22 protein-coding genes and 1 tRNA gene are annotated in these 18721 nt (G+C 65.2%); 14 read left to right on the top strand and 9 right to left on the bottom strand.

Annotated elements, in window-relative coordinates; translation table 11 throughout:
* Positions 1 to 59 precede the first annotated feature (59 nt).
* Both ASC89_RS24980 and ASC89_RS24985 read left to right on the top strand, forming a co-directional pair.
* Entirely contained in the window at positions 60 to 419 is a 360-nt protein-coding gene (locus ASC89_RS24980) for a response regulator transcription factor (protein WP_055885940.1), read from the top strand.
* Positions 420 to 520: 101 nt separating this feature from the next.
* Entirely contained in the window at positions 521 to 1357 is an 837-nt protein-coding gene (locus tag ASC89_RS24985) for an alpha/beta fold hydrolase (protein WP_056003103.1), read from the top strand.
* A 54-nt stretch (positions 1358 to 1411) separates the two neighbouring features.
* Here ASC89_RS24985 and ASC89_RS24990 read toward each other — a convergent pair whose 3' ends face one another.
* Complete coding sequence (locus ASC89_RS24990) at positions 1412 to 2281, bottom strand: helix-turn-helix domain-containing protein (RefSeq protein ID WP_056003106.1); 870 nt, start codon at positions 2279 to 2281, stop codon at positions 1412 to 1414.
* A 200-nt stretch (positions 2282 to 2481) separates the two neighbouring features.
* Between ASC89_RS24990 and ASC89_RS24995 the strand changes: the two genes are divergently transcribed.
* From ASC89_RS24995 to ASC89_RS25020, 6 genes are read left to right on the top strand one after another with little or no spacing between them, the layout of a single operon-like run.
* Entirely contained in the window at positions 2482 to 3630 is a 1149-nt protein-coding gene (locus ASC89_RS24995) for an amine dehydrogenase large subunit (protein ID WP_055885950.1), read from the top strand.
* Complete coding sequence (locus tag ASC89_RS25000; RefSeq protein WP_056003109.1) at positions 3627 to 4157, top strand: MauE/DoxX family redox-associated membrane protein; 531 nt, start codon at positions 3627 to 3629, stop codon at positions 4155 to 4157. The genes ASC89_RS24995 and ASC89_RS25000 overlap by 4 nt, the downstream gene beginning before the upstream one ends.
* 25 nt (positions 4158 to 4182) lie before the next feature.
* Positions 4183 to 4779 (top strand): methylamine dehydrogenase accessory protein MauD, encoded by a 597-nt coding sequence (gene mauD, locus ASC89_RS25005; RefSeq protein WP_056003112.1) that lies wholly within the window; start codon positions 4183 to 4185, stop codon positions 4777 to 4779.
* Positions 4780 to 4799: 20 nt separating this feature from the next.
* Positions 4800 to 5342: a methylamine dehydrogenase light chain gene (locus ASC89_RS25010; protein ID WP_055885961.1), complete on the top strand. Its 543-nt coding sequence runs from the start codon at positions 4800 to 4802 to the stop codon at positions 5340 to 5342.
* On the top strand, positions 5335 to 5775 hold the full coding sequence (locus tag ASC89_RS25015; protein ID WP_082533582.1) for a cytochrome c: 441 nt from the start codon (positions 5335 to 5337) through the stop codon (positions 5773 to 5775). The genes ASC89_RS25010 and ASC89_RS25015 overlap by 8 nt, the downstream gene beginning before the upstream one ends.
* 1 nt (position 5776) lies before the next feature.
* Positions 5777 to 6217, top strand: a complete 441-nt coding sequence (locus tag ASC89_RS25020) for a cytochrome c (protein WP_056003117.1) — start codon at positions 5777 to 5779, stop codon at positions 6215 to 6217.
* A 240-nt stretch (positions 6218 to 6457) separates the two neighbouring features.
* On the opposite strand, the gene ASC89_RS25025 is transcribed toward ASC89_RS25020, so the two are convergent.
* From ASC89_RS25025 to ASC89_RS25035, 3 genes are all read right to left on the bottom strand, one after another.
* Positions 6458 to 6534, bottom strand: a tRNA-Arg gene (locus ASC89_RS25025).
* A 102-nt stretch (positions 6535 to 6636) separates the two neighbouring features.
* Positions 6637 to 8046, bottom strand: a complete 1410-nt coding sequence (locus ASC89_RS25030; RefSeq protein ID WP_162247992.1) for a PAS domain-containing sensor histidine kinase — start codon at positions 8044 to 8046, stop codon at positions 6637 to 6639.
* Between the two features lie 80 nt (positions 8047 to 8126).
* Positions 8127 to 9560, bottom strand: coding sequence for an NAD(P)/FAD-dependent oxidoreductase (locus ASC89_RS25035; RefSeq protein ID WP_056003120.1), 1434 nt, complete (start codon positions 9558 to 9560; stop codon positions 8127 to 8129).
* A 266-nt stretch (positions 9561 to 9826) separates the two neighbouring features.
* Between ASC89_RS25035 and rpmH the strand changes: the two genes are divergently transcribed.
* The 5 genes from rpmH to yihA all read left to right on the top strand — a co-directional run bounded on the left by rpmH (position 9827) and on the right by yihA (position 13777).
* Positions 9827 to 9964: a 50S ribosomal protein L34 gene (gene rpmH, locus ASC89_RS25040; protein WP_055886015.1), complete on the top strand. Its 138-nt coding sequence runs from the start codon at positions 9827 to 9829 to the stop codon at positions 9962 to 9964.
* A 40-nt stretch (positions 9965 to 10004) separates the two neighbouring features.
* The gene (gene rnpA / locus ASC89_RS25045; RefSeq protein WP_162247993.1) at positions 10005 to 10355 is read left to right on the top strand and encodes a ribonuclease P protein component; all 351 of its coding nucleotides are present in this window, start codon (positions 10005 to 10007) and stop codon (positions 10353 to 10355) included.
* Positions 10355 to 12214, top strand: coding sequence for a membrane protein insertase YidC (gene yidC / locus ASC89_RS25050; protein ID WP_056003123.1), 1860 nt, complete (start codon positions 10355 to 10357; stop codon positions 12212 to 12214). The genes rnpA and yidC overlap by 1 nt, the downstream gene beginning before the upstream one ends.
* Positions 12215 to 12230: 16 nt before the next feature.
* Complete coding sequence (locus ASC89_RS25055) at positions 12231 to 12932, top strand: hypothetical protein (protein ID WP_056003126.1); 702 nt, start codon at positions 12231 to 12233, stop codon at positions 12930 to 12932.
* Between the two features lie 194 nt (positions 12933 to 13126).
* On the top strand, positions 13127 to 13777 hold the full coding sequence (gene yihA, locus ASC89_RS25060) for a ribosome biogenesis GTP-binding protein YihA/YsxC (protein ID WP_055886024.1): 651 nt from the start codon (positions 13127 to 13129) through the stop codon (positions 13775 to 13777).
* Between the two features lie 4 nt (positions 13778 to 13781).
* Here yihA and ASC89_RS25065 read toward each other — a convergent pair whose 3' ends face one another.
* The 5 genes from ASC89_RS25065 to ASC89_RS25085 all read right to left on the bottom strand — a co-directional run bounded on the left by ASC89_RS25065 (position 13782) and on the right by ASC89_RS25085 (position 17339).
* Complete coding sequence (locus ASC89_RS25065; protein ID WP_056003129.1) at positions 13782 to 14486, bottom strand: type 1 glutamine amidotransferase; 705 nt, start codon at positions 14484 to 14486, stop codon at positions 13782 to 13784.
* A 157-nt stretch (positions 14487 to 14643) separates the two neighbouring features.
* Entirely contained in the window at positions 14644 to 15141 is a 498-nt protein-coding gene (gene msrB, locus ASC89_RS25070) for a peptide-methionine (R)-S-oxide reductase MsrB (protein ID WP_055886033.1), read from the bottom strand.
* Positions 15142 to 15280: 139 nt separating this feature from the next.
* Entirely contained in the window at positions 15281 to 15844 is a 564-nt protein-coding gene (locus ASC89_RS25075) for a fasciclin domain-containing protein (RefSeq protein WP_055886037.1), read from the bottom strand.
* Between the two features lie 233 nt (positions 15845 to 16077).
* Positions 16078 to 16794 (bottom strand): anti-sigma factor domain-containing protein, encoded by a 717-nt coding sequence (locus tag ASC89_RS25080; protein WP_055886041.1) that lies wholly within the window; start codon positions 16792 to 16794, stop codon positions 16078 to 16080.
* On the bottom strand, positions 16791 to 17339 hold the full coding sequence (locus ASC89_RS25085) for a sigma-70 family RNA polymerase sigma factor (RefSeq protein ID WP_056003132.1): 549 nt from the start codon (positions 17337 to 17339) through the stop codon (positions 16791 to 16793). The genes ASC89_RS25080 and ASC89_RS25085 overlap by 4 nt, the downstream gene beginning before the upstream one ends.
* 199 nt (positions 17340 to 17538) lie before the next feature.
* On the opposite strand from ASC89_RS25085, the gene argB reads away from it, so the two are divergent.
* On the top strand, positions 17539 to 18447 hold the full coding sequence (gene argB, locus ASC89_RS25090; RefSeq protein ID WP_244488541.1) for an acetylglutamate kinase: 909 nt from the start codon (positions 17539 to 17541) through the stop codon (positions 18445 to 18447).
* Positions 18448 to 18721 lie beyond the last annotated feature (274 nt).

Genomic DNA, 18721 nt, shown 5'->3' on the forward strand with positions numbered 1-18721 from the left:
CGACGGTGGACGCAGGGCTTGGCCACATGGCCGAGCTTCAGCGACACGAGAAATTTGTCATGCACAGTGAAAAGACCATCGCCATCGTCGACGACGACGAGGGTGTCCGCATTTCCCTCGCCAGCCTCCTCCGTTCGTTCGGCTACCAGGTCAGCACCTATGGCTCCGCCATCGCATTCCTCGAGAGCGGCGCGGCGCCGGACTGCATGGTCGTCGACATCCAGATGCCGACGATGCAGGGCGACGAGCTGCAGGCGAGGCTCATCGCCGACGGGCAGTTCATTCCGATGATCTTCATGACGGCATTTCCGACCGAGGCAGTCCGCAATCGCGTCCTCGCGGCCGGCGGCCGGGCTTTCCTTGAGAAACCCACCGATACCGACATCCTCGTCCATGAGGTCGAGCGGGCCATGGCCTGACATACCTTGGTATGAGTGCGCCACCCCAGCGTAGAATTCGGCCGACGACGAACCGGCCCTAGGCTCCAGGCGTTGTATCACCTCAACGCAAGGAGCAGCAGATGAGCAGCGGCTACATCACCACCCGGGACGGCACCGAGATCTTCTACAAGGACTGGGGCAGCAAGACCGCGCAGCCCATCGTCTTCCATCATGGCTGGCCGCTATCGGCCGATGACTGGGACGCGCAGATGCTGTTCTTCTTTTCGAAAGGCTATCGCGTCATCGCGCATGATCGACGCGGCCACGGGCGTTCGAGCCAGACCGACACCGGCAACGAGATGGACACCTACGCCGCCGACGTCGCCGAACTGGCCGAAAAGCTCGATCTGCGCAACGCCATCCATGTCGGCCATTCCACCGGCGGTGGCGAGGTTGCCCGCTATGTGGCGCGCTACGGCAAGGGCCGGGTTGCCAAGGCGGTGCTGATCGGAGCGGTGCCGCCGATCATGGTGCAGACCCCCAGCAATCCCGGCGGCTTGCCGCTCTCGGTGTTCGACGGCTTCCGCTCAGCCCTCGCGGCCAACCGCTCGCAGTTCTACCTCGACGTGGCATCGGGTCCGTTCTACGGCTTCAACCGACCCGGTGCGACGGTGATCGAGGGCGCCATCCGCAACTGGTGGCGGCAGGGCATGATGGGCGGGGCCCAGGCGCACTACGAGTGCATCAAGGTCTTCTCCGAGACCGACTTCACCGAAGACCTCAAAGCCATCGAGGTGCCGGTGCTGGTGATGCACGGCGAGGACGATCAGGTGGTGCCGATCGCCGACTCGGCGCTGTTGTCGATCAAGCTGCTACAGCAGGGCACGCTCAAGACCTATCCGGGCTATCCGCACGGCATGGCGACAACTCATGCCGACGTCATCAACCCGGACCTCCTGGCCTTCATCACGGCATGACGGTTTGCGGCGGCCACCGGCCACAAGTGGCCGCCGCAACGCCGGCGGATTTCGTCAGAGGCGCGATCGCGCCCGCAGAGCATCCGACGGCGTGTGACCGAAGCGCTCGGCATAGTAAGCCGAGAAGCGACCCAAATGCCAAAAGCCCCATTTCATCGCGATCTCGGAGACGCTGCCGTTGGCGCTGTTGAGGTCGCGGCGTGCGCCATGCAGCCGATGCTGGCGCAGCCAGGCGCTGGGGGTAATGCCGATCGTTTCCGTGAAGGCTTCGCGCAGGCTTGTAGCCGGAACACCAAGCTCCTGCGCCATATCGGAGACCGACAGCGGTTCGCGATGCTGATCCTCCATCAGGCGCAATGCCTGCCGGTAGAGCGCATAGGCGGCTCGAGGGCGCAGCGCGGTATCATCGCTGAGAAGGAAATGCTGCAGCATGGCGTGCAACCGGTCGAGGACGAGGCCCGGCAGCAAGGCGTCAAGCTCCGGCGGGGCCTCGTTCCTGCCATAGATGGCCAGCAACGAACTGAGCCACTGTTTGGTGGCTTCGGTTTGGGCTGAGCCGAAACAATAGCGCACCGGCGGGATGTCCTCCGCTGCGACACCCAGCTGTTGCGCCTCGACTGTAACGATCAGCACGTCACTGTGGTCGGGCGCCACGGCGGTGACTTCCGTGCCGCCGCGGTAAAGCGAGATGACATCGGTGCCGCGTCGGGCCGCGTTGACGCGCCACTCCGCCGAGTTCGACAGGGACGCGACGAAAACGGCGCAACCCAGTGGGCTTGCGATCTCCTGCGCCACGGCCAGGTTCACGCGCTCCCGGGTAATGCTGATCCCCGGCAGGCTCAACGTCTGAACCTCGCCGGCGAAGCTGCCGCGATGCAGTTGGCTATAGCGCTGATGCCAACCCACCAGCGCCGCTTCCTGCACGGAAGCATCCGCAAAGCACTGTCGCGTGAGGTGGTGGGAACTTGTGCGCATCGTGTGGCCTTCGCCTGAACGTAGCAGAGCGCATAGATTAGGCAAGCGTCGGTGTTGCCTACGATTTAGGCAGAATTTCTGCTCAAACTGGATATTCAGCCTCAGTCCGGCCTCGCTAGCCTCTCCTCGAAACGCGATGGAGACCCCGCATGGCCCGTTCCCTAACCCTATCAGTCTGCCTCGCCTGCGCCCTTGCCGCGGCCGCGCCGACCCTGGCCCAGGAGGCCGAGTTCAAGCCCGAGAGCGTCGGCGTCAAGGCGGCGATCGACCCTGGGCCAAACGTTTTCGTCAACAAGCAGGAATGGGGTGGTGCGGGCTCGATCAACGTCTATTCGGCTGCCGACCTGACCTACAAGGGCAACATGAGCGCCGGCTCGATGGGCCAGGTGCTGATCTCGCCCGATGGCAAGACGGCCTACAGCCAGTCGAGCTACCTCAAGCGCATCATGTACGGCGACCATGAGCAGGTTCTGCAACTGTTCGACGTCGCGACGCTGACCCCGACCAAGGAAATAATCCTGCCCAACAAGGCGGCAATGGTCGCGGCCTACACACCGCTGCTGACGCAAAGCGCCGATGGCAAGTTCGTCTATGTGCAGAACGCCACCCCGGCAACGTCCGTGACGGTGGTGGATGTCGCGGCGGGCGAGGTGGTGCAGGAGCTGCCGACACCGGGTTGCTGGGGCATCTACCCGTCGCTCGCGGGCTATTCGTTCTCCGCCATCTGCGGCGACGGCACCTTCGCCAGCTTCGCACTGGGCGAGGACGGCAAGGGCATTGCCAAGACCAGCAGCGAGAAGATCTTCGACGCCGATGCCGACGCACTCTTCGTCTCGGCCGAACGGATCGAGGGCAAGCTCGCCTTCATGAGCTTCAAAGGCAACCTCTATGTCCTCGACGATGCCACCGGCACGATCACGCTGAGCGACAAGATCGCCGTCACCGAAGGGCAGGAGGGATGGGCGCCGGGTGGCTACAACCTGTTCGACTACAACGACCCCAACGGCGTCATCTTCCTCACCATGCATGACGAGGCCAAGGAAGGCACGCACAAGAACGCGTCGAAGGAAATCTGGGCCTACGACGTCAAGAACAAGAAGCTGCTCTACCGGTCGCCGGTCGAGCACGTCATCTCGCTCACTGTCAGCGATGACCCGGTTCCGGTGGTCTATGGACTCAACGAAGACGACGGCAAGGTCATCCGCTTCGCGTCCGATCCGGAAGCCAAGTTCGTCCTCAAGCAGACGGCCGAACACGAGGACACCGGCTTCGCCACCGTCGTAGCGGTGCGCAATTGAGCGCCGACTGGACAAGCCTCGTCGCGGCGAGTGCGACAGCGTTCACGACGCTGATCTTCGCTCGTGCAGCGCTCCATAAACTGGGTGATTTCACCACCTTCACCGGTTTCGTCGCCGACTACCAGGTCGTGTCGGAGCGACAGGTGGCGCCCGTCTCGATGGCACTCGCCGCCGCCGAAGTGGTGGTGGTCGCAACGGCTTTCCTGCCAGGGCTGCAGCCGCTGGGCAGCGTCGTCGCGATCGGACTCTACCTGCTCTACGCCACGGCCATCGGGCTCAACGTCGCCCGTGGACGGGACCGGGTCGAGTGCGGCTGCGGCGGAGCAGTCCAGCCGCTGAGCTGGACCCTCGTTGCGCGGAATTTCGTGCTGGCGGCCATCGCGGCAATCGGCCTTGCCGGCCCGATCTCGGCCCTCAGCGTGGCCGAAGCGGTAACCGCGATCGTCTCCGGCTTCACGCTTTTCGTTGGCTACCAGCTCGTCGAGCAGATCATGGCCAACTTCACCCAGATGCGCCTCAAGCGCTGACCGGGCTGGAACAGGAGTATCTCAAATGGATGCCGTTACCTTCGCAGTGATCGTGCTCTGGCTGGTGGTGATCGGACTGATCGTTGTGCTGTTTGCCATGGCCCGGCAGATCGGCGTGCTCTACGAGCGGGTCTCGCCGATGGGGGCACTGGTCAACGAATCCGGCCCACGCATCGGCGACATGACCCCGCTGTTCAGCCTCACGAGCCTCAATGGCGGCGAGGTGGCGATCGGCCCAAAACCCGAGCGCTCGACGCTGATGTTCTTCCTCTCGCCCACCTGTCCGGTGTGCAAGAAGCTGTTGCCCATCCTCAAGTCAGTTCGGCAGGCCGAGGGCAAATGGCTCGATGTGGTGCTGGCGAGCGATGGCGACGTGGCCAAGCACCAGCGGTTCATCCAGACGGCCGATCTCAAGGCCTTCCCCTATGTCGTGTCGACCGAGCTGGGCCTCGCCTACCGCGTCGCCCGACTGCCGTTTGCGGTGCTGCTCGACAGCAAGGGAACGGTCAAGGCGAAGGGCCTCGTCAATAATCGCGAGCAGCTGGAAAGCCTGTTCAACGCCCATGAGATGGGGATCGATTCCATCCAGGGCTTCCTCGAGACACAGCCCGCGCAAGGCTGATCCCCCGAACGGAGAGAAAAATGTTCAACATCGTTGATACGCTGCTCGAATGGATGGACAGCCGGGCCGAGTCCGGCGCCCGCCGGGTGGCGCAACGCACGGGGCGCCGAAGCTTCCTCACCAAGGCCGGTGCGGCTCTACTTGGTGGCGCGCTCCTGCCGATGCTGCCCTACGACCGCAATTTCGGCGAAGCCCATGCCCAGGAGGGCGCCTCTACCGACGGCGACCAGACCGAGTGCGAATATTGGCGCTATTGCGCGCTCGACGGGAACCTCTGCAACAGCTGCGGCGGCACGCTCACCGAATGCCCGCCGGGCGCAGAGGCTTCGAAGGTCAGCTGGGTCGGCACCTGCCGCAACCCGAACGACAACAAGGACTATCTCGTCTCCTACAATGACTGCTGCGGCAAGGCGTCGTGCTCGGGTTCGTTCTGCTTCACCTCCGAGGGCGAACGGCCGGGCTACCGGATGGGTCTCTACAACGACATCAACTGGTGCATGGCCAATACCTCCAAGGGCTACCACTGCACTGTCGCGGTGCTCGTCGGCCTTGCGGATGCGTAATCTCCGCGCTGTGGCGGCGGTGCTGCTGCTGTCGGCCTCGGGGCCGGCGGCAGCGGCTGAGGGTGAGGCAATCTTCAACGATAGCTGCTCGGCCTGCCACCAGCCGGACGGCAGCGGCCAGCCGGGGCTGGCCCCGCCGCTTGTGGACGCCGCTTTGTGGTCGAGGTTAGGCGGCAAGGCGCCCGACTACGTGGTCGGGGTCGTCCTCGCGGGCCTTACCGGGACGATCGAGGCGGCCGGCCAGAGCTATATCGGTCTCGTCATGCCGACGCACGACTTCATGAGCGACGAAGAGATCGCAGCTGTTACCAACTACGTGCTGCAGGACCTCAATCAGGTCGGCACGCCCATAGATGCCACGACCGTTGGGGACGTCCGCGCGGCAGTGCCCACTCACAAGCAACTGCGCGACATCCGCAAGGGCGGTGGCTGACATGCGCGTCCTGGCAGTTCTTGCACTTGGCTTCGCTCTGGTCTCGCCCGCGCTGGCACAGCAAGCGGGCCGCAGCAATTTCATTCTGCGCTGCGCCGGCTGCCACGCCATGGATGGGTCAGGAAGCGAGCCGGGCGGTATCCCCGACTTTCGCAACTATGTCGGTGCATTCGCCCAGACTGAGGACGGCCGCCGCTACCTCATGCACGTCCCCGGTGTCGTGAGCGCCAGCCTCACCGACAAGCAGATCGCCGATGTGATGAATTATGTGATGGAAACCTGGGGCGGAACCTCTTTAGCAGCGGACCACCGCCCCTTCACCGGAGCCGAGGTCACGACGCTCAGGGCCGAGCCGGTGGGCGATGTGGTGGCCTATCGGCGGAAAGTGGCGGCGGATCTGTTGGCGCAGGGGATCGCCACGGCAGGCTATCCCTGGCCTTAGGGCCGACCACTCGGCGGGGCGACCGTTCACCCGGCGGCCCCTGCCCGTCCCACGATGTCACTGGTCGTGGGCCGCGAGGTCGCGCGGCATGGCGAGGTGCCTCACCTCGGTCCCCGGTCGGCAGTGGTCTCGTGGCAACGCAAATCCGGGGGGACCGACCGCGATGTCGGTACCAGATCGACCCGAGTTTGTTTTGGAATCGAGCCAACCCGATTTTCGGCTGACAGCTCGGGGAAGGATTGGCGCGCCCTAAGAGATTCGAACTCCTGACCCCCAGATTCGTAGTCTGGTGCTCTATCCAGCTGAGCTAAGGGCGCGCACGGCCGGTGGTGTTTCCGGCGAACGGCGAGACCCATACATGGGCCGCCGCAGCATTGCAAGCATCGACGCGCGAGGAATTTTGACGCTGACGTGACAGTTCAGGCGATGCGGATGGAACGGGGCAGTGTGACGTCGAAACGCGTGCCCAGCGGCTGGTCGACGAAGCTGAGCTTGCCACCATGCGCCTCGGTCAACTCGCGGGCGATGGCGAGCCCAAGACCGGTGCCGCCGGCCTTGGCTGAGCCCTCAAAGGCGACGAACAGGTTCTCGCGGGCCCGTGGCGGCAGGCCGGGACCATTGTCGGTGACCGTGAGGGTCAGCCAGTCGGGCGTCTCGGCGATGCTGACCTCGACCTGAGGGCCGTCGATCTTGCCGCCGGCGGCCTCGAGCGCCTCGCGGGCATTCTTGAACAGGTTGTCGAAGATGCGGGCAAACTGGTCGGGATCGGCGGAGATCGACACCGCGTCAGGCACGTGGTTGGTCCAGCGGATCGCAGGGTGGCCGACGAGGCCGGCATCGAAGGCCGCTTCATCGAGCAGCAAATGCAGGTCAACCGGCACCGGCCGCGGCGGGGTGGCGCTCTGGCGGCCATAGTCGAGCACCGACTGGGCGAAGCCGATGGCCTTGTCGATCGACAGCACCAGGCGCGGCGCGAGGCGCTGCACCTTGGGATCGTCGAGATTGGCCACCTGGTCGGAAAGCAGTTGCGCCGAGGTCAGGGTGTTGCGCAGGTCGTGATTGATCTTGGCGACGGCGAGGCCGAGATCGGCGAGATGCCGGCGCTGGCGCAGCATCGAATAGATATCCGATTCCATCGCCGCCAGTTCGCGCTCCATGATGCCGATTTCGTCGCGCCGGTCGGATGGGGTGACGATCAGCGCGGCGTTCTCGGGCGCCTCGGAGAACTCCACCATATTGCCGGTGAGGCGGCGGATCGGCGCAATCAGGATGCGCGAGACAAATACATAGAGAACCGCCGAAGTGATGATGGCGAGGATCAGCGACAGGAAGAACAGGTTGCGCGAATAGAGCAGCAGCTCGCTGCGCAACGGCGCCTCGGGCATCAGCACCTCGATGACCCGGTCGGGCATGCCGTCTTCTTCGCCGACGATGCGCAGCGTGCGGTTGGAGCCGAGCACCAGGGTCTCCAGCGCGCCGAGAATCAGTGAGGCCGGATCGCGCTGGCGCAGATCCACCGTCACCGCCTCGCGCGGCATGGTGACGTTCTCGAGTTCGATCAGCTGGCTCTGGCCCTCGCGGCGATAGACGATGGCGAGGGCGCCGGCCGAGGTGAGCAGCCGGTCGGTCAGCATGCGCGGCAGGTTCATGGCGTCGGGCACGGCATCGAGCACGCGGGCAGCGACGACGCCAACGCGCAACCGGTCGTTGAGCCAGCTCTGGCGGAAGTTGGCGGCCGATGGCAGATAGATCACGATCTCAACCGCGAGGATCACCACGATGATGGTGGCGATGATCTTGACGGACAGCCCGGAAAACGGGCCAGGCATCGCGCGGTTTTGTTTAGCCATTGGGCGATGATTAGCGGGGAAAGCTTTGGCTTTCCAGCGTCAACAGGTGACAAACGGGCCTAGCCGAGCAGCTTATTGAGGCTGATCCACTGCCGGATGAGCGGCTTGGCCGTCCCGCCACGGCGGAACTCCTCGCCGAGCCGCACCGCGATCTCGGCGTAAGAGGGGTAAGGCGCAACCAGCTCGGCGAGCTTGTCGGCCCTGAGCCCGCCGGTCATGGCGAGGGAAAACAGCGCAACCAGCTCGCCGGCGCCGGGACCGACGACGCCAGCGCCGAGGATCCTGCCGGAGCGGTCGGTGATGAGCTTGGCGAGGCCATAGGTCGCACGCGAGGTGCGGGCCCGATCATTGTCGGCATAGGACCAGCGGGTGACGCGGAAGCCGGCGCCGTGCCTCGTTCGGGCCAGCGCCTCGTTGAGGCCGATCTCGGCGAGCTCGGGATCGGTGGAGACGACGCGCGGGACGCGCAGCGCGTCCGGTTTGGCCATAGCACCGAGGAGGACGCTGCGCACCACGACCTCGGCCTGGCGCACCGCCGCCTGCACCGACTGGCCGCCGGCGGCGTCACCGACCGCGTAGACGCGCGGATTGGTGGTCTTGAGGCCAGGAGACAGCTGCAGCAGCCGCGGATCGGCCTTGTTCATCCGGATGCCGGCCTTGTCGAGGTCGAGGCCGGCAAGGTTGGGCATGCGTTCAGCGGCAACGAGGATGTGCGAGACGTCTAGCAACTGGTCGTCCCCGCCGTTCTGCACGGCGACGCCGATGCCCATCGAGCGGGCCTGGATGGCGGTGACGGTGGTGTGCGCCCGGAGGCGGACGCCCTCCTCTTCGACCCGCTTCAATGCGACGGCCGCCAGTTCGGGGTCGAAGCCCGCAAGCATCGGACCGTTCTCGACCACAGTGACCTCGGTGCCGAGCCGGGCATAGGCCTGGGCCAGTTCGAACGCCACGCCGCCGCCACCGATGACCACGAGGTGGGTGAGTTTCCTCGTATTGTCGAGAATGGTCTCGCTGGTGAAATACGGCACCGCGTCGAGCCCCGGGATGGAGGGGATCGGCAGCCGCGCGCCGGTCGCAATAACGAAGCGGCGGGCGCGGATTTCACTATCCCCGACCGACAGGGCCTTGCGGTTGATGAAGCGGGCGGCGCCGCGGATGATCTCGACGCCGAGCGCTTCGAGCCGGCCCGCGGCATCATGCGGCGCAAGCGCGGCGATCACCTGCTCGACATGGTCGTGCACCTTGCGAAAATTGATCTTGGGCTCGTCCGCGGCAATGCCGAAGGCGGCGCCATCCCGCAGCGCCTGGGCGTGAGCGGCGGCGGCGACCAGCGCCTTGGCCGGAATCGCGCCGGCATGCAGCGCGTTGCCACCCAGCCGCGCCTTCTCGACCAGCACGACCGAGGCGCCATAGGCGCGGGCGGCCTCGGCGACGGCCAGGCCGCCGGATCCGGCCCCGATGACACAGAGGTCGGGCGTAAGGATATCGGCCAATCTCGCTCTCTCGACTAAGCCCCCGCGCCTCATTATCACCGGGTGGCGGCCCAACAATAGTGGGCGGGATCAAGGCAGTGTGGAAATCGGCGGATTTCAGGGGCAGACAATGCCGTTCTGCCGCACGGTCCTCGCGTTGACTTCACCGAACCAATTCCCTATAAGCCGCCCCAATCTGCCGTAGGCGCCCAGATCAGGGCCCGGCCGGCAAGCACCTTGCTGCTCTCAAGTATAAGAGGAACCGCGCGCCGGCGTGGTCAGATCGTATGTCGAAACGCACTTTCCAGCCGAGCACGCTCGTCCGCACTCGCCGGCACGGTTTCCGCGCCCGTATGGCGACCAAGAACGGCCGCAAGATTCTGAACCGCCGCCGCGCTGTCGGCCGCGCCAAGCTCTCGGCCTAAGGTTTTGGCCGTGAACACGGCCATGCCACGGGATGGCGCTTTGCGGCGCCTCAAGAACCGGTCCGAATTTCTGAAAGCCGCCCGAGGCCAGCGCGTCGGGCGCGCTGCGTTTTCGCTGCAGGCGAACGCGCGTGAGCTCGACGAGCCGGGCATCGGCCTGGCCGAGCCGGGCATCGGCTTCACGGTTACCAAGCAGATGGGCAACTCGCCCCAGCGCAACCGCATCCGCCGGCGCCTTCGGGCTGCCGCGAAGGCTTGCGCGAGCGGGTTCGAACCCCAACATGATTACGTGCTGGTCGGCCGCCGCGAGGCGCTGAGCATTCCGTACGGCCAGTTGGTCAACGACCTGGCCGCCGCCATTTCCAAAGTCCACCTGAAGAAGAAGAGCTGATGCAGTCCGATAACAACCGCAACATGATCATTGCGATCGTGCTCAGCGTCGTGGTGCTGTTCGGATGGCAGTTCTTCATTGCCGGCCCGCAACTGGAGCAGGCGCAGAAGCGCGCGGCGCTCGAGCAGGCCGCGCAGGCGCCGGCGACCGATGCCAGCCTCGCGACGCCCGCCGCCGACGGCAGCACGCCCGCGGCGGCTGCAGCAACCGGCGCCACGGGGACGTTCGCCGACCGCGTGGCCGCGCTCGCGGCATCGCCGCAGCGGTTGAAGATCGATACGCCGTCGCTGTCGGGCTCGATCAACCTCACCGGCGCCCGCCTCGATGACCTGCAGCTCAAGCAGTATACCGAGACGGTCGACCCCAATTCGCCGATCATTACCCTGCTGATCCCCTCGGGCGCTCCCGGCGGCTATTACGCCGAAACCGGCTGGGTGCCGGCGGCCGGTGGCACTGCGGCAACCCCGAGCGAGACCACCGTGTGGTCGGTCGAGGGCGACGCGCAGACGCTGACCGTCGCAACGCCGGTGACGCTGAAATGGGACAATGGCGCCGGGTTGATCTTCCGCCGCACCATCAGCGTCGACGACAACTACCTGTTCACCGTGGCGCAGTCGGTGGAGAACACCGGCTCCGGCGACGTGGCGCTCTACCCGTTCTCGCGCATCGTGCGCCAGGGCAAGCCGCACGTGCAGAACTTCTTCGTGCAGCATGAGGGCCCGCTCGGCGTGCTCGGCTCGAACAACCTGGTCTCCAAAAAGTACGACGACGTCGTCAACGACAAGCAGATCGACGTCTCCAGCACTACCGGCGGCTGGGTCGGCATCACCGACAAGTACTGGGCGACGGCCGTGCTCTCGGTGCCGGGCGCGCCACTCAACGCCCGCTTCTCGGCGACCCCCTCGGGCGCCCAGAACATCTTCCAGACCAGCTTCGTCGAAACCACACCGGTGCTGGTGCCGGCCGGCGGCACCGCTGAGAACAAGACCTACCTGTTCGCCGGCGCCAAGCGCGAAGGGGTGATCGCCAGCTACGAAAAGACCTACGGCTTCGACCGGCTCGAGCTGCTGATCGACTGGGGCTGGCTGCACTTCCTGACCAAGCCGATGTTCTTCCTGTTGCAGTTCCTCTACGGGATCCTGGGCAATTTCGGTCTCGCCATCCTCGCGGTGACGGTCATCGTCAAGGGCCTGTTCTTCCCGCTGGCCAACCGCTCGTACGCCTCGATGGCGGCGATGCGGCGCGTGCAGCCGGAAATGAAGTCGATCCAGGAGCGCTTCAAGGACGATCGCCCGGCACAGCAGCAGGCGATGATGGAGCTGTACAAGAAAGAGAAGATCAATCCGCTCTCGGGCTGCTGGCCGATCCTGATCCAGATCCCGGTGTTCTTCTCGCTCTATACCGTCATCTTCATCTCGCTGGAGATGCGGCACGCGCCGTTCTTCGGCTGGATCGTCGACCTCGCGGCGCCTGATCCGACTAACATCTTCACCCTGTTCGGGCTGATCCCGTGGAACCCGGTTGCCCTGCCGGTGGTGGGCGGACTGCTGCACCTGGGCGTCTGGCCGGTGATCATGGGCATCACCATGTGGGTGCAGATGAAGCTCAACCCGCCGCCGCCGGATCCGACACAGGCGATGATCTTTAACTGGATGCCGATCATCTTCACCTTCATGCTGGGCACGTTCCCCGCCGGCCTCGTGATCTACTGGGCGTGGAACAACCTGCTCTCGGTGACGCAGCAGTGGTTCATCATGAAGCGCCACGGCGCCGAAGTGGACCTGCTCGGCAACATCACGGCGAGCTTCAAGCGCAAGCCCAAGGTCGAAGAAAAACCGGCCGGCGGCAAGGCCAGCTGACGCAACAGGTGATCAGGTGCTGGACAGCCTCTGCCTGATCACCGGGCCCCGCACCGGGGCCAACCACCTGATGCAGCTCGGCGGCAATTTCGCCGAGCTCAAGAGCTTCCCCGAACTGTTCAACAGCCTCGCCGAGCGGATCGAGCCGGACCATGTGCTGGACCAGGCGACGGACGCGGCCCGCGCCGAACACAAGCGCGTCCTCGCCTTCAAGCTCTGGCACGATACGCTCGAGCCCGAGACCGTCGAGCAGTTGGTGCTGTCGCGGCCGGGTGTGCGGGTGATCTTCGTGGTGCGCCGGCAGATCGATGCCTATGTCAGCTGGTGCAAGGCGATCAGCGTGCACAAGTGGCAGGAGGTCGATACGTCGGCGGTCCGCCTCAACCTCGACATCGCCGATTTCGCCGCCTGGATGGACGCGCAGGAGCGCTGGTACGACCGCTGGCGCAACTGGCTCAACCGGCGCTTCCTGCCCTCACCGATCCTGCGCTACGAAACCGATATCGACCAGCCGCCCGAGGGCGCGCTGCGGCGCTTCTCGGCCGCCGCGGCGCAGGTGGGGGTGACGCTCAGGGCGCCGGCAGTGCTCAGCACCACCGGGCTTGTGAAGCAGGACCGGGTCAAGGCTGCCGCCGACAAGGTGGACAACTGGCCGGCGTTTTCCAGGGCGATGGTGGCGCAGGGGCTGGAGAAGCGGGCTTTCGGGTATCCGGTGTAGCAGGCTACGCCAGTGCACGCGGCCCCACCCCACCCTTGATCCCTCCCCATCAAGGGGAGGGAGAGACGACTGATAGTCCCGCGCACTCGATCCCTCCCCCACCCCCTTGTGGGGAGGGATTAAGGGTGGGGGTGGCCACACGCTCGGAAGCCGCTCCCCTTCCCTTCTCCGCCGCCCTCCCCTATTGAACGCCAATGAGCGAGACACAATCCAAGTTCAGCGCAGACCAGATCGAGGCGGGACGGCTGCTGTTCGCGCGGCCGTTCGTCTTCATCAAGGGCTGCGTGCGCATCGCCGACCTGCCGCCGGCCGACCGGATGGAGATCGCCTTTGCCGGGCGCTCCAATGTCGGAAAGTCGTCGCTGATCAATGCGCTGACCGGCACTACCGGGCTGGCCCGCACCTCGAACACGCCGGGGCGGACGCAGGAGCTCAACATCTTCGAGAGCCAGTCGGACGACCTGCGCATCGTCGACATGCCCGGCTACGGCTATGCCAGGGCGCCCGAGGACAAGGTGAAGCAGTGGACCCGGCTGATCCACCAGTACCTCACCGGCCGGCCGAACCTCAGGCGCGTCTACGTGCTGATCGATGGCCGGCATGGCCCGAACGCTAATGATGCGACGGTGATGAACGAGCTCGACAAGGCGGCGGTGAGCTACCAGATCGTCGTCACCAAGGCCGACAAGCCGAACAAGACGGAGTTGGAAGCAGCGCTGGCCAAGACCCGTGCCGCGATCGCCAAACGCCCGGCGGCGCATCCCGAGATCATCCTGACCTCGAGCGAAGAGAAGGTCGGCCTCGAGCAGTTGCGGGCGGAGATCCGGCAACTGATGGAGCACTGAGGGCTCAGCGGCTCAGGAAGCTTCCCAGCCAGCCGGCTACATCCTTACTGTGCGACGGCGTTGTGACCGAGGCGACGGCGGTGTCCACCACGGCGTCCGGGGCCTTGCCGCGGCGGAGTTCGGCGAGAGCGAGGGTGTAGTCGTCGAGGAATTCCGGGTGCGGCTGGAGGCTCAGGGCCTTGCCGCTCCGGTAGACCAGGCCGGCATTGGGCGTGAACTCGGAGCCGAGAAACACCTCTGCTTCTTTGGGTGGGACGATCACCTGATCCTGGTGCGAGCAGGCGATCGACAGCGCCGACAGGTCGGTGGCGAGGAAGCCGGGACGAGCCTTAACTTCATAGGTGTGGCGGCCGAGGCCCCAGCCCTTCTCGGATTTGCGCACATCACCGCCCAGCGCGTCGGCCATGATCTGGTGGCCGAAGCAGATACCGAGCATCGGGGTATTGGCGGCATAGGCCGAGCGGATGAAGACGCGCAGCGGGTCGAGCCAGGCATAGTCGTCGTAGACGCCGGCGGCGGAGCCGGTGATCAGGATGCCGTCGAGCCTGGTGGCATCGGGGAATTCCGCGCCGTCGTAGACCGCGACCGTCTCATAGTCGAACGGCTGCCCCGCCTCGTCGAACATGCGCCTGAACATCGGCGGATAGGCGCCGAACTGCGGGCGGAGGGGAACGGGGACGTCGCCGGTCTGGATGATGGTGAGCTTCATGGCGCGGCAAGAAATGGGGCGGTTCGGCGGGCTTGGCAAGATGCCGGCCGGCGCGGCTGCGTTGCACAGAAGAAGACCCTCCATCCCGAAGCGTCAAACTTTGACGCGAGGATGAAGGGCCAGTCGGAGGGTAGGCACTAATCTCAGGGAAACCCGGTCAGGCCGGGGTGAAAGTCAGAGCGAGGCCGTTCATGCAGTAGCGCAGGCCCGTGGGTTGCGGCCCGTCGTTGAAGACGTGGCCGAGATGTCCCCCGCAGCGGCGGCAATGCACTTCGGTGCGGCTCATGCCGAGCGTGGTGTCGGTGGCTTCGCCGACGGCGTTGTCGAGCGGCTGGTAGAAGCTGGGCCAGCCGGTGCCGCTCTCGTACTTGGTCTTGGAATCGAACAGCGGCAGCTCGCAGCCGGCGCAGTCGAAGATGCCGGCGCGGTGCTCGTAGAGCAGCGGCGAGGAGCCCGGGGCTTCGGTAGCTTCGTGGCGCAGCACTTCGAACACCTTGGGGTCGAGCTTCGCCTTCCACTCGTCTTCGGTGAGATTGACCTCGAAGGTGCCTTCGGCAGCGCGGCTCGAGCCCATCGGCCGGAACATCAGGGCGGCCGCGCCGAGGGCAGCAATGGCGGTGCCGCCAAGGAGGAATGTCCGACGATCGACTTGCATGGGATGAGGCCTTTCAGCAGTTGCCGGCAGTCTATCCGCCCCGCCGGTGATGGGCATTCAAATGCTCGTGTCCCGTGAGGATCGCCCCACGGGACACGAAGCGGTTCACACCATCTATTCGCAGGTCGGACCGCGCCGGTTACATCTTGGGCAGCAGCACCTTGTCGATGACATGGATCACGCCGTTCGACTGCACCACGTCGGCGATAGTGACATTGGCGACGCCACCGGCTTCGTCGGTGATGGTCACCTTGCCGCCATCGGCCTTCAGCCACAGCTTGCAGCCGCCGACGGTGGTCACTTCGTGGGTACCGCCGTCATCCATCGCCATCTTGGTGATGTCGGCCGCCATGGCCTTGGCGGCGATAACGTGGCAGGTGAGAATCTTCACCAGCTGATCCTTGTTCTCGGGCTTCAGCAGGTTGTCGACCGTGCCGGCCGGGAGTGCATCGAACGCGGCATTGACCGGGGCGAGAACGGTGAACGGGCCAGCGCCCTTCAGCGTCTCGACGAGGCCGGCGGCCTTCACGGCGGCGACCAGGGTGGTGTGGTCGGCCGAGTTCACGGCATTGTCGATGATATCCTTGGTCTCGGACATCGGCGCGCCGCCGACCATCGGGTTCTCAGCAAGGGCCGCGCCGGAGAGAGCAGAGACCGACAGCATGGCCGAGACGGCAAGTACGCGAAGAGTGGAGAACTTCATTGTTTGGTTCCTTCCTTTTGGCAGTGTCCGCATTGTTCTTGTGACGGGACAGCGGGAGATACGGGCGCTGTTTCAGGGTAGTTTCGGATCACATTTTCGTCCGCGGCGCTTTATTCGTGATACCGAACGAAACTATCTGCGGCCTCGGCTCGTATGCGCGCCACCGACGGTGAAAGCGAAACGGCCCGCCTCGGTGGAAGCGGGCCGTTTCGTTTGTGATGGCGGTGGACGGGTCAGATCGGCGTGACGGTACCGACCGCGACGATTGGGCCCTGCGCCACGCCGGTGGGCGAGCCACCCTTCTGCTCCAGAGTCACGGCGAGGACGGTGCCGGGTTCGATACCGGCCTTGGCGGCGGCATCGAGCGGGATCTCCAGGCGCTGGTCGACCGGGATCACGCCCATCGATACCGCAGGCTCAGCGCCCTTGATGTACCAGAGCTCGAAATCCTTGTCAGGCACGGCGGTGCCCTTGAGCGAAGTGATGCGCACTTGACCGGAAGCCTGATCGTAGAGCGCGACGAACTCGACGCCACTGCCCTCTTGCGCCTGGATCGCGGCGACTAGCTGGGTGGCCAGAACATTGGGATCGACGCGCGGCTGCAGCAGGTTGACGCCGATGGCAACCACGGCCACCGCCGCAGCAGCGGCGGTGAGACCGCGCCACAAAGCCAACGAGTTCCACCAGCCCCCGGAAACAGCCGCAGTGGCGCCGAACAGGCGGCTCTCGATGCGGGCCAGGACGCCTGACGGCGCCGCGACTTCAGCGAACTCGTCGTCGAGGGTCGCGAGGCGGGAACGCCACAGGCGCAGGTCCGAGGCGAGCCCCGGCTCGGCGACGATGCGGCGTGCGAGGGCGGCTCGCTCGCCGCCTTGCAAGAGGCCGAGCGCGTACTCGGCGACCAGCACCTGGTCGTCCTCCCTACCGCCGCTGTGACCTTCCGTGCTCATGCCGACAGGCACTCTCTCAGTTTCAACAGGCTGCGTCGCAGCCAGGTTCGCATCGTGTTCAGCGGTACGCTGTGGCGCGTCGCCAGTTCCTCGTAGCTGAAGCCGTCGAGATAGGCCCCGCGCACACAATCGGCCTTGTCGCTCTCGAGTTCATCGAGGCAGCCGTCGATGCGCGTGCGCTCCGAACTGTCGATGGTGGCCTGCTCTGGGTCAGGCCCGCCATCGGCGAGGTCAAGCACGAGGTCGATATCATCGCTTACCGGCTTGCGCGCCCGGAGGACGTCCAGCGAGTGGTTGCGGGCGACCGCCACCAGCCAACTGATCGGGCTGTAGCCACCCGCCACGTAGCGGTCGGCGCGCTGCCAGATCTTGACGTACACTTCCTGGAGCGCCTCTTCGGCTTCCGATCTGTCTTTGAGGATACGCAGCACGACGCCGAAAAGTTTCGCACTGGTGCGGCTGTAGAGATCACGAAATGCCGCGCGGTCCCGCAGGGCACAACGGGCAATGAGGTCGGCGATATCGAGGCTCGCGGTGCTGCTCATGGGCGCGAACTTAGCCAAAGGCTGTGAGTATGCCTATCCCCACAGCGCCCGGTCACGAAATCTTCGTGTTTGTTCTGTTGATGCCCATGTCTGGTCGCGGGATCGAGGTGGAAAGTCTCACAACTTTTCCTGATCCGCTCCGGCACGGGGCTCAAAAGCGCTTTCGACTCCAATGGAATGCGCTATAGGACGGGACACAATGGATACACAGCGCGCCATGCCTGACATCGAGAGCTTTTCCCGCGACGCCGCCGTCCTGTCGCAGGCGCTGCCCTATATGCAGCGCTATGAGGGCAAGACCGTCGTGGTGAAGTACGGCGGCCACGCGATGGGCGATGTGGAGCTGGGCCAGGCCTTCGCGCGCGACATCGCGCTCTTGAAGCAATCCAAGGTCAATCCGATCGTCGTGCATGGCGGCGGGCCGCAGATCGCCTCGATGCTGAAGAATCTCGGCATAGAGTCGAAGTTCGAGGGCGGGCTGCGCGTCACCGACAAGCGGACGATGGAAGTCGTCGAGATGGTGCTGGCCGGCTCGATCAACAAAGAGATCGTGGCGCTGATCAATGCCGAGGGCGAATGGGCCATCGGCTTGTGCGGCAAGGACGGCAACATGGTCTTCGCCAAAAAGGCCACCAAGACCGTCAAGGACCCCGGCTCGAACATCGAGCGCGAGCTTGATCTGGGCTTTGTCGGCGAGCCGGTGGAAGTCGACCGCACGCTGCTCGACCTCCTCGCCCGCTCGGAGATGATCCCGGTGATCGCCCCGGTGGCGCCCGGCCGCGACGGCCAGACCTATAACATCAATGCCGATACCTTCGCCGGCGCCATTGCCGGCTCGCTCGGCGCCAAGCGCCTGCTGTTCCTGACCGATGTCGACGGCGTGCTCGACGCGAACAAGAAACTGATCCCCGAGCTTTCGGCCCGCGACGCGCGGGCGCTGATCGCCGACGGCACGATCAATGGCGGCATGATCCCCAAGGTCGAAACCTGCCTCGAAGCGCTCGATAACGGCGTCGAGGGTGTGGTGATCCTCAACGGCAAGACCCCGCACGTGGTGCTGGTCGAGCTGTTCACCGCGCATGGCGCGGGTACGCTGATCGTAAGGTAAGCTTGGGGGCCTTACCCCTCGCTGATAGCCCTCACACTCACCGGCCGTCATCCCGGCGAACGCCGGGACCCAGTGCGCCGAGCGTTGATCCGTCGCTGAATCGGCCGACCTAGCGGTGATGGACCGGCACGGTCGTTGCCCATCTAACCCTTCGAGCAATGGGTCCCGGCGTTCGCCGGGATGACGGCTGGTGGTGGGGTGGGATCGAGCTTCGCCAGGGGCTGATCACCGCGACCCACTGCTCAACCCCATCCAATCGCTCGGTCTCTCGGAC

The sequence above is a fragment of the Devosia sp. Root413D1 genome (assembly GCF_001425235.1).
Lineage (GTDB): Bacteria > Pseudomonadota > Alphaproteobacteria > Rhizobiales > Devosiaceae > Devosia_A.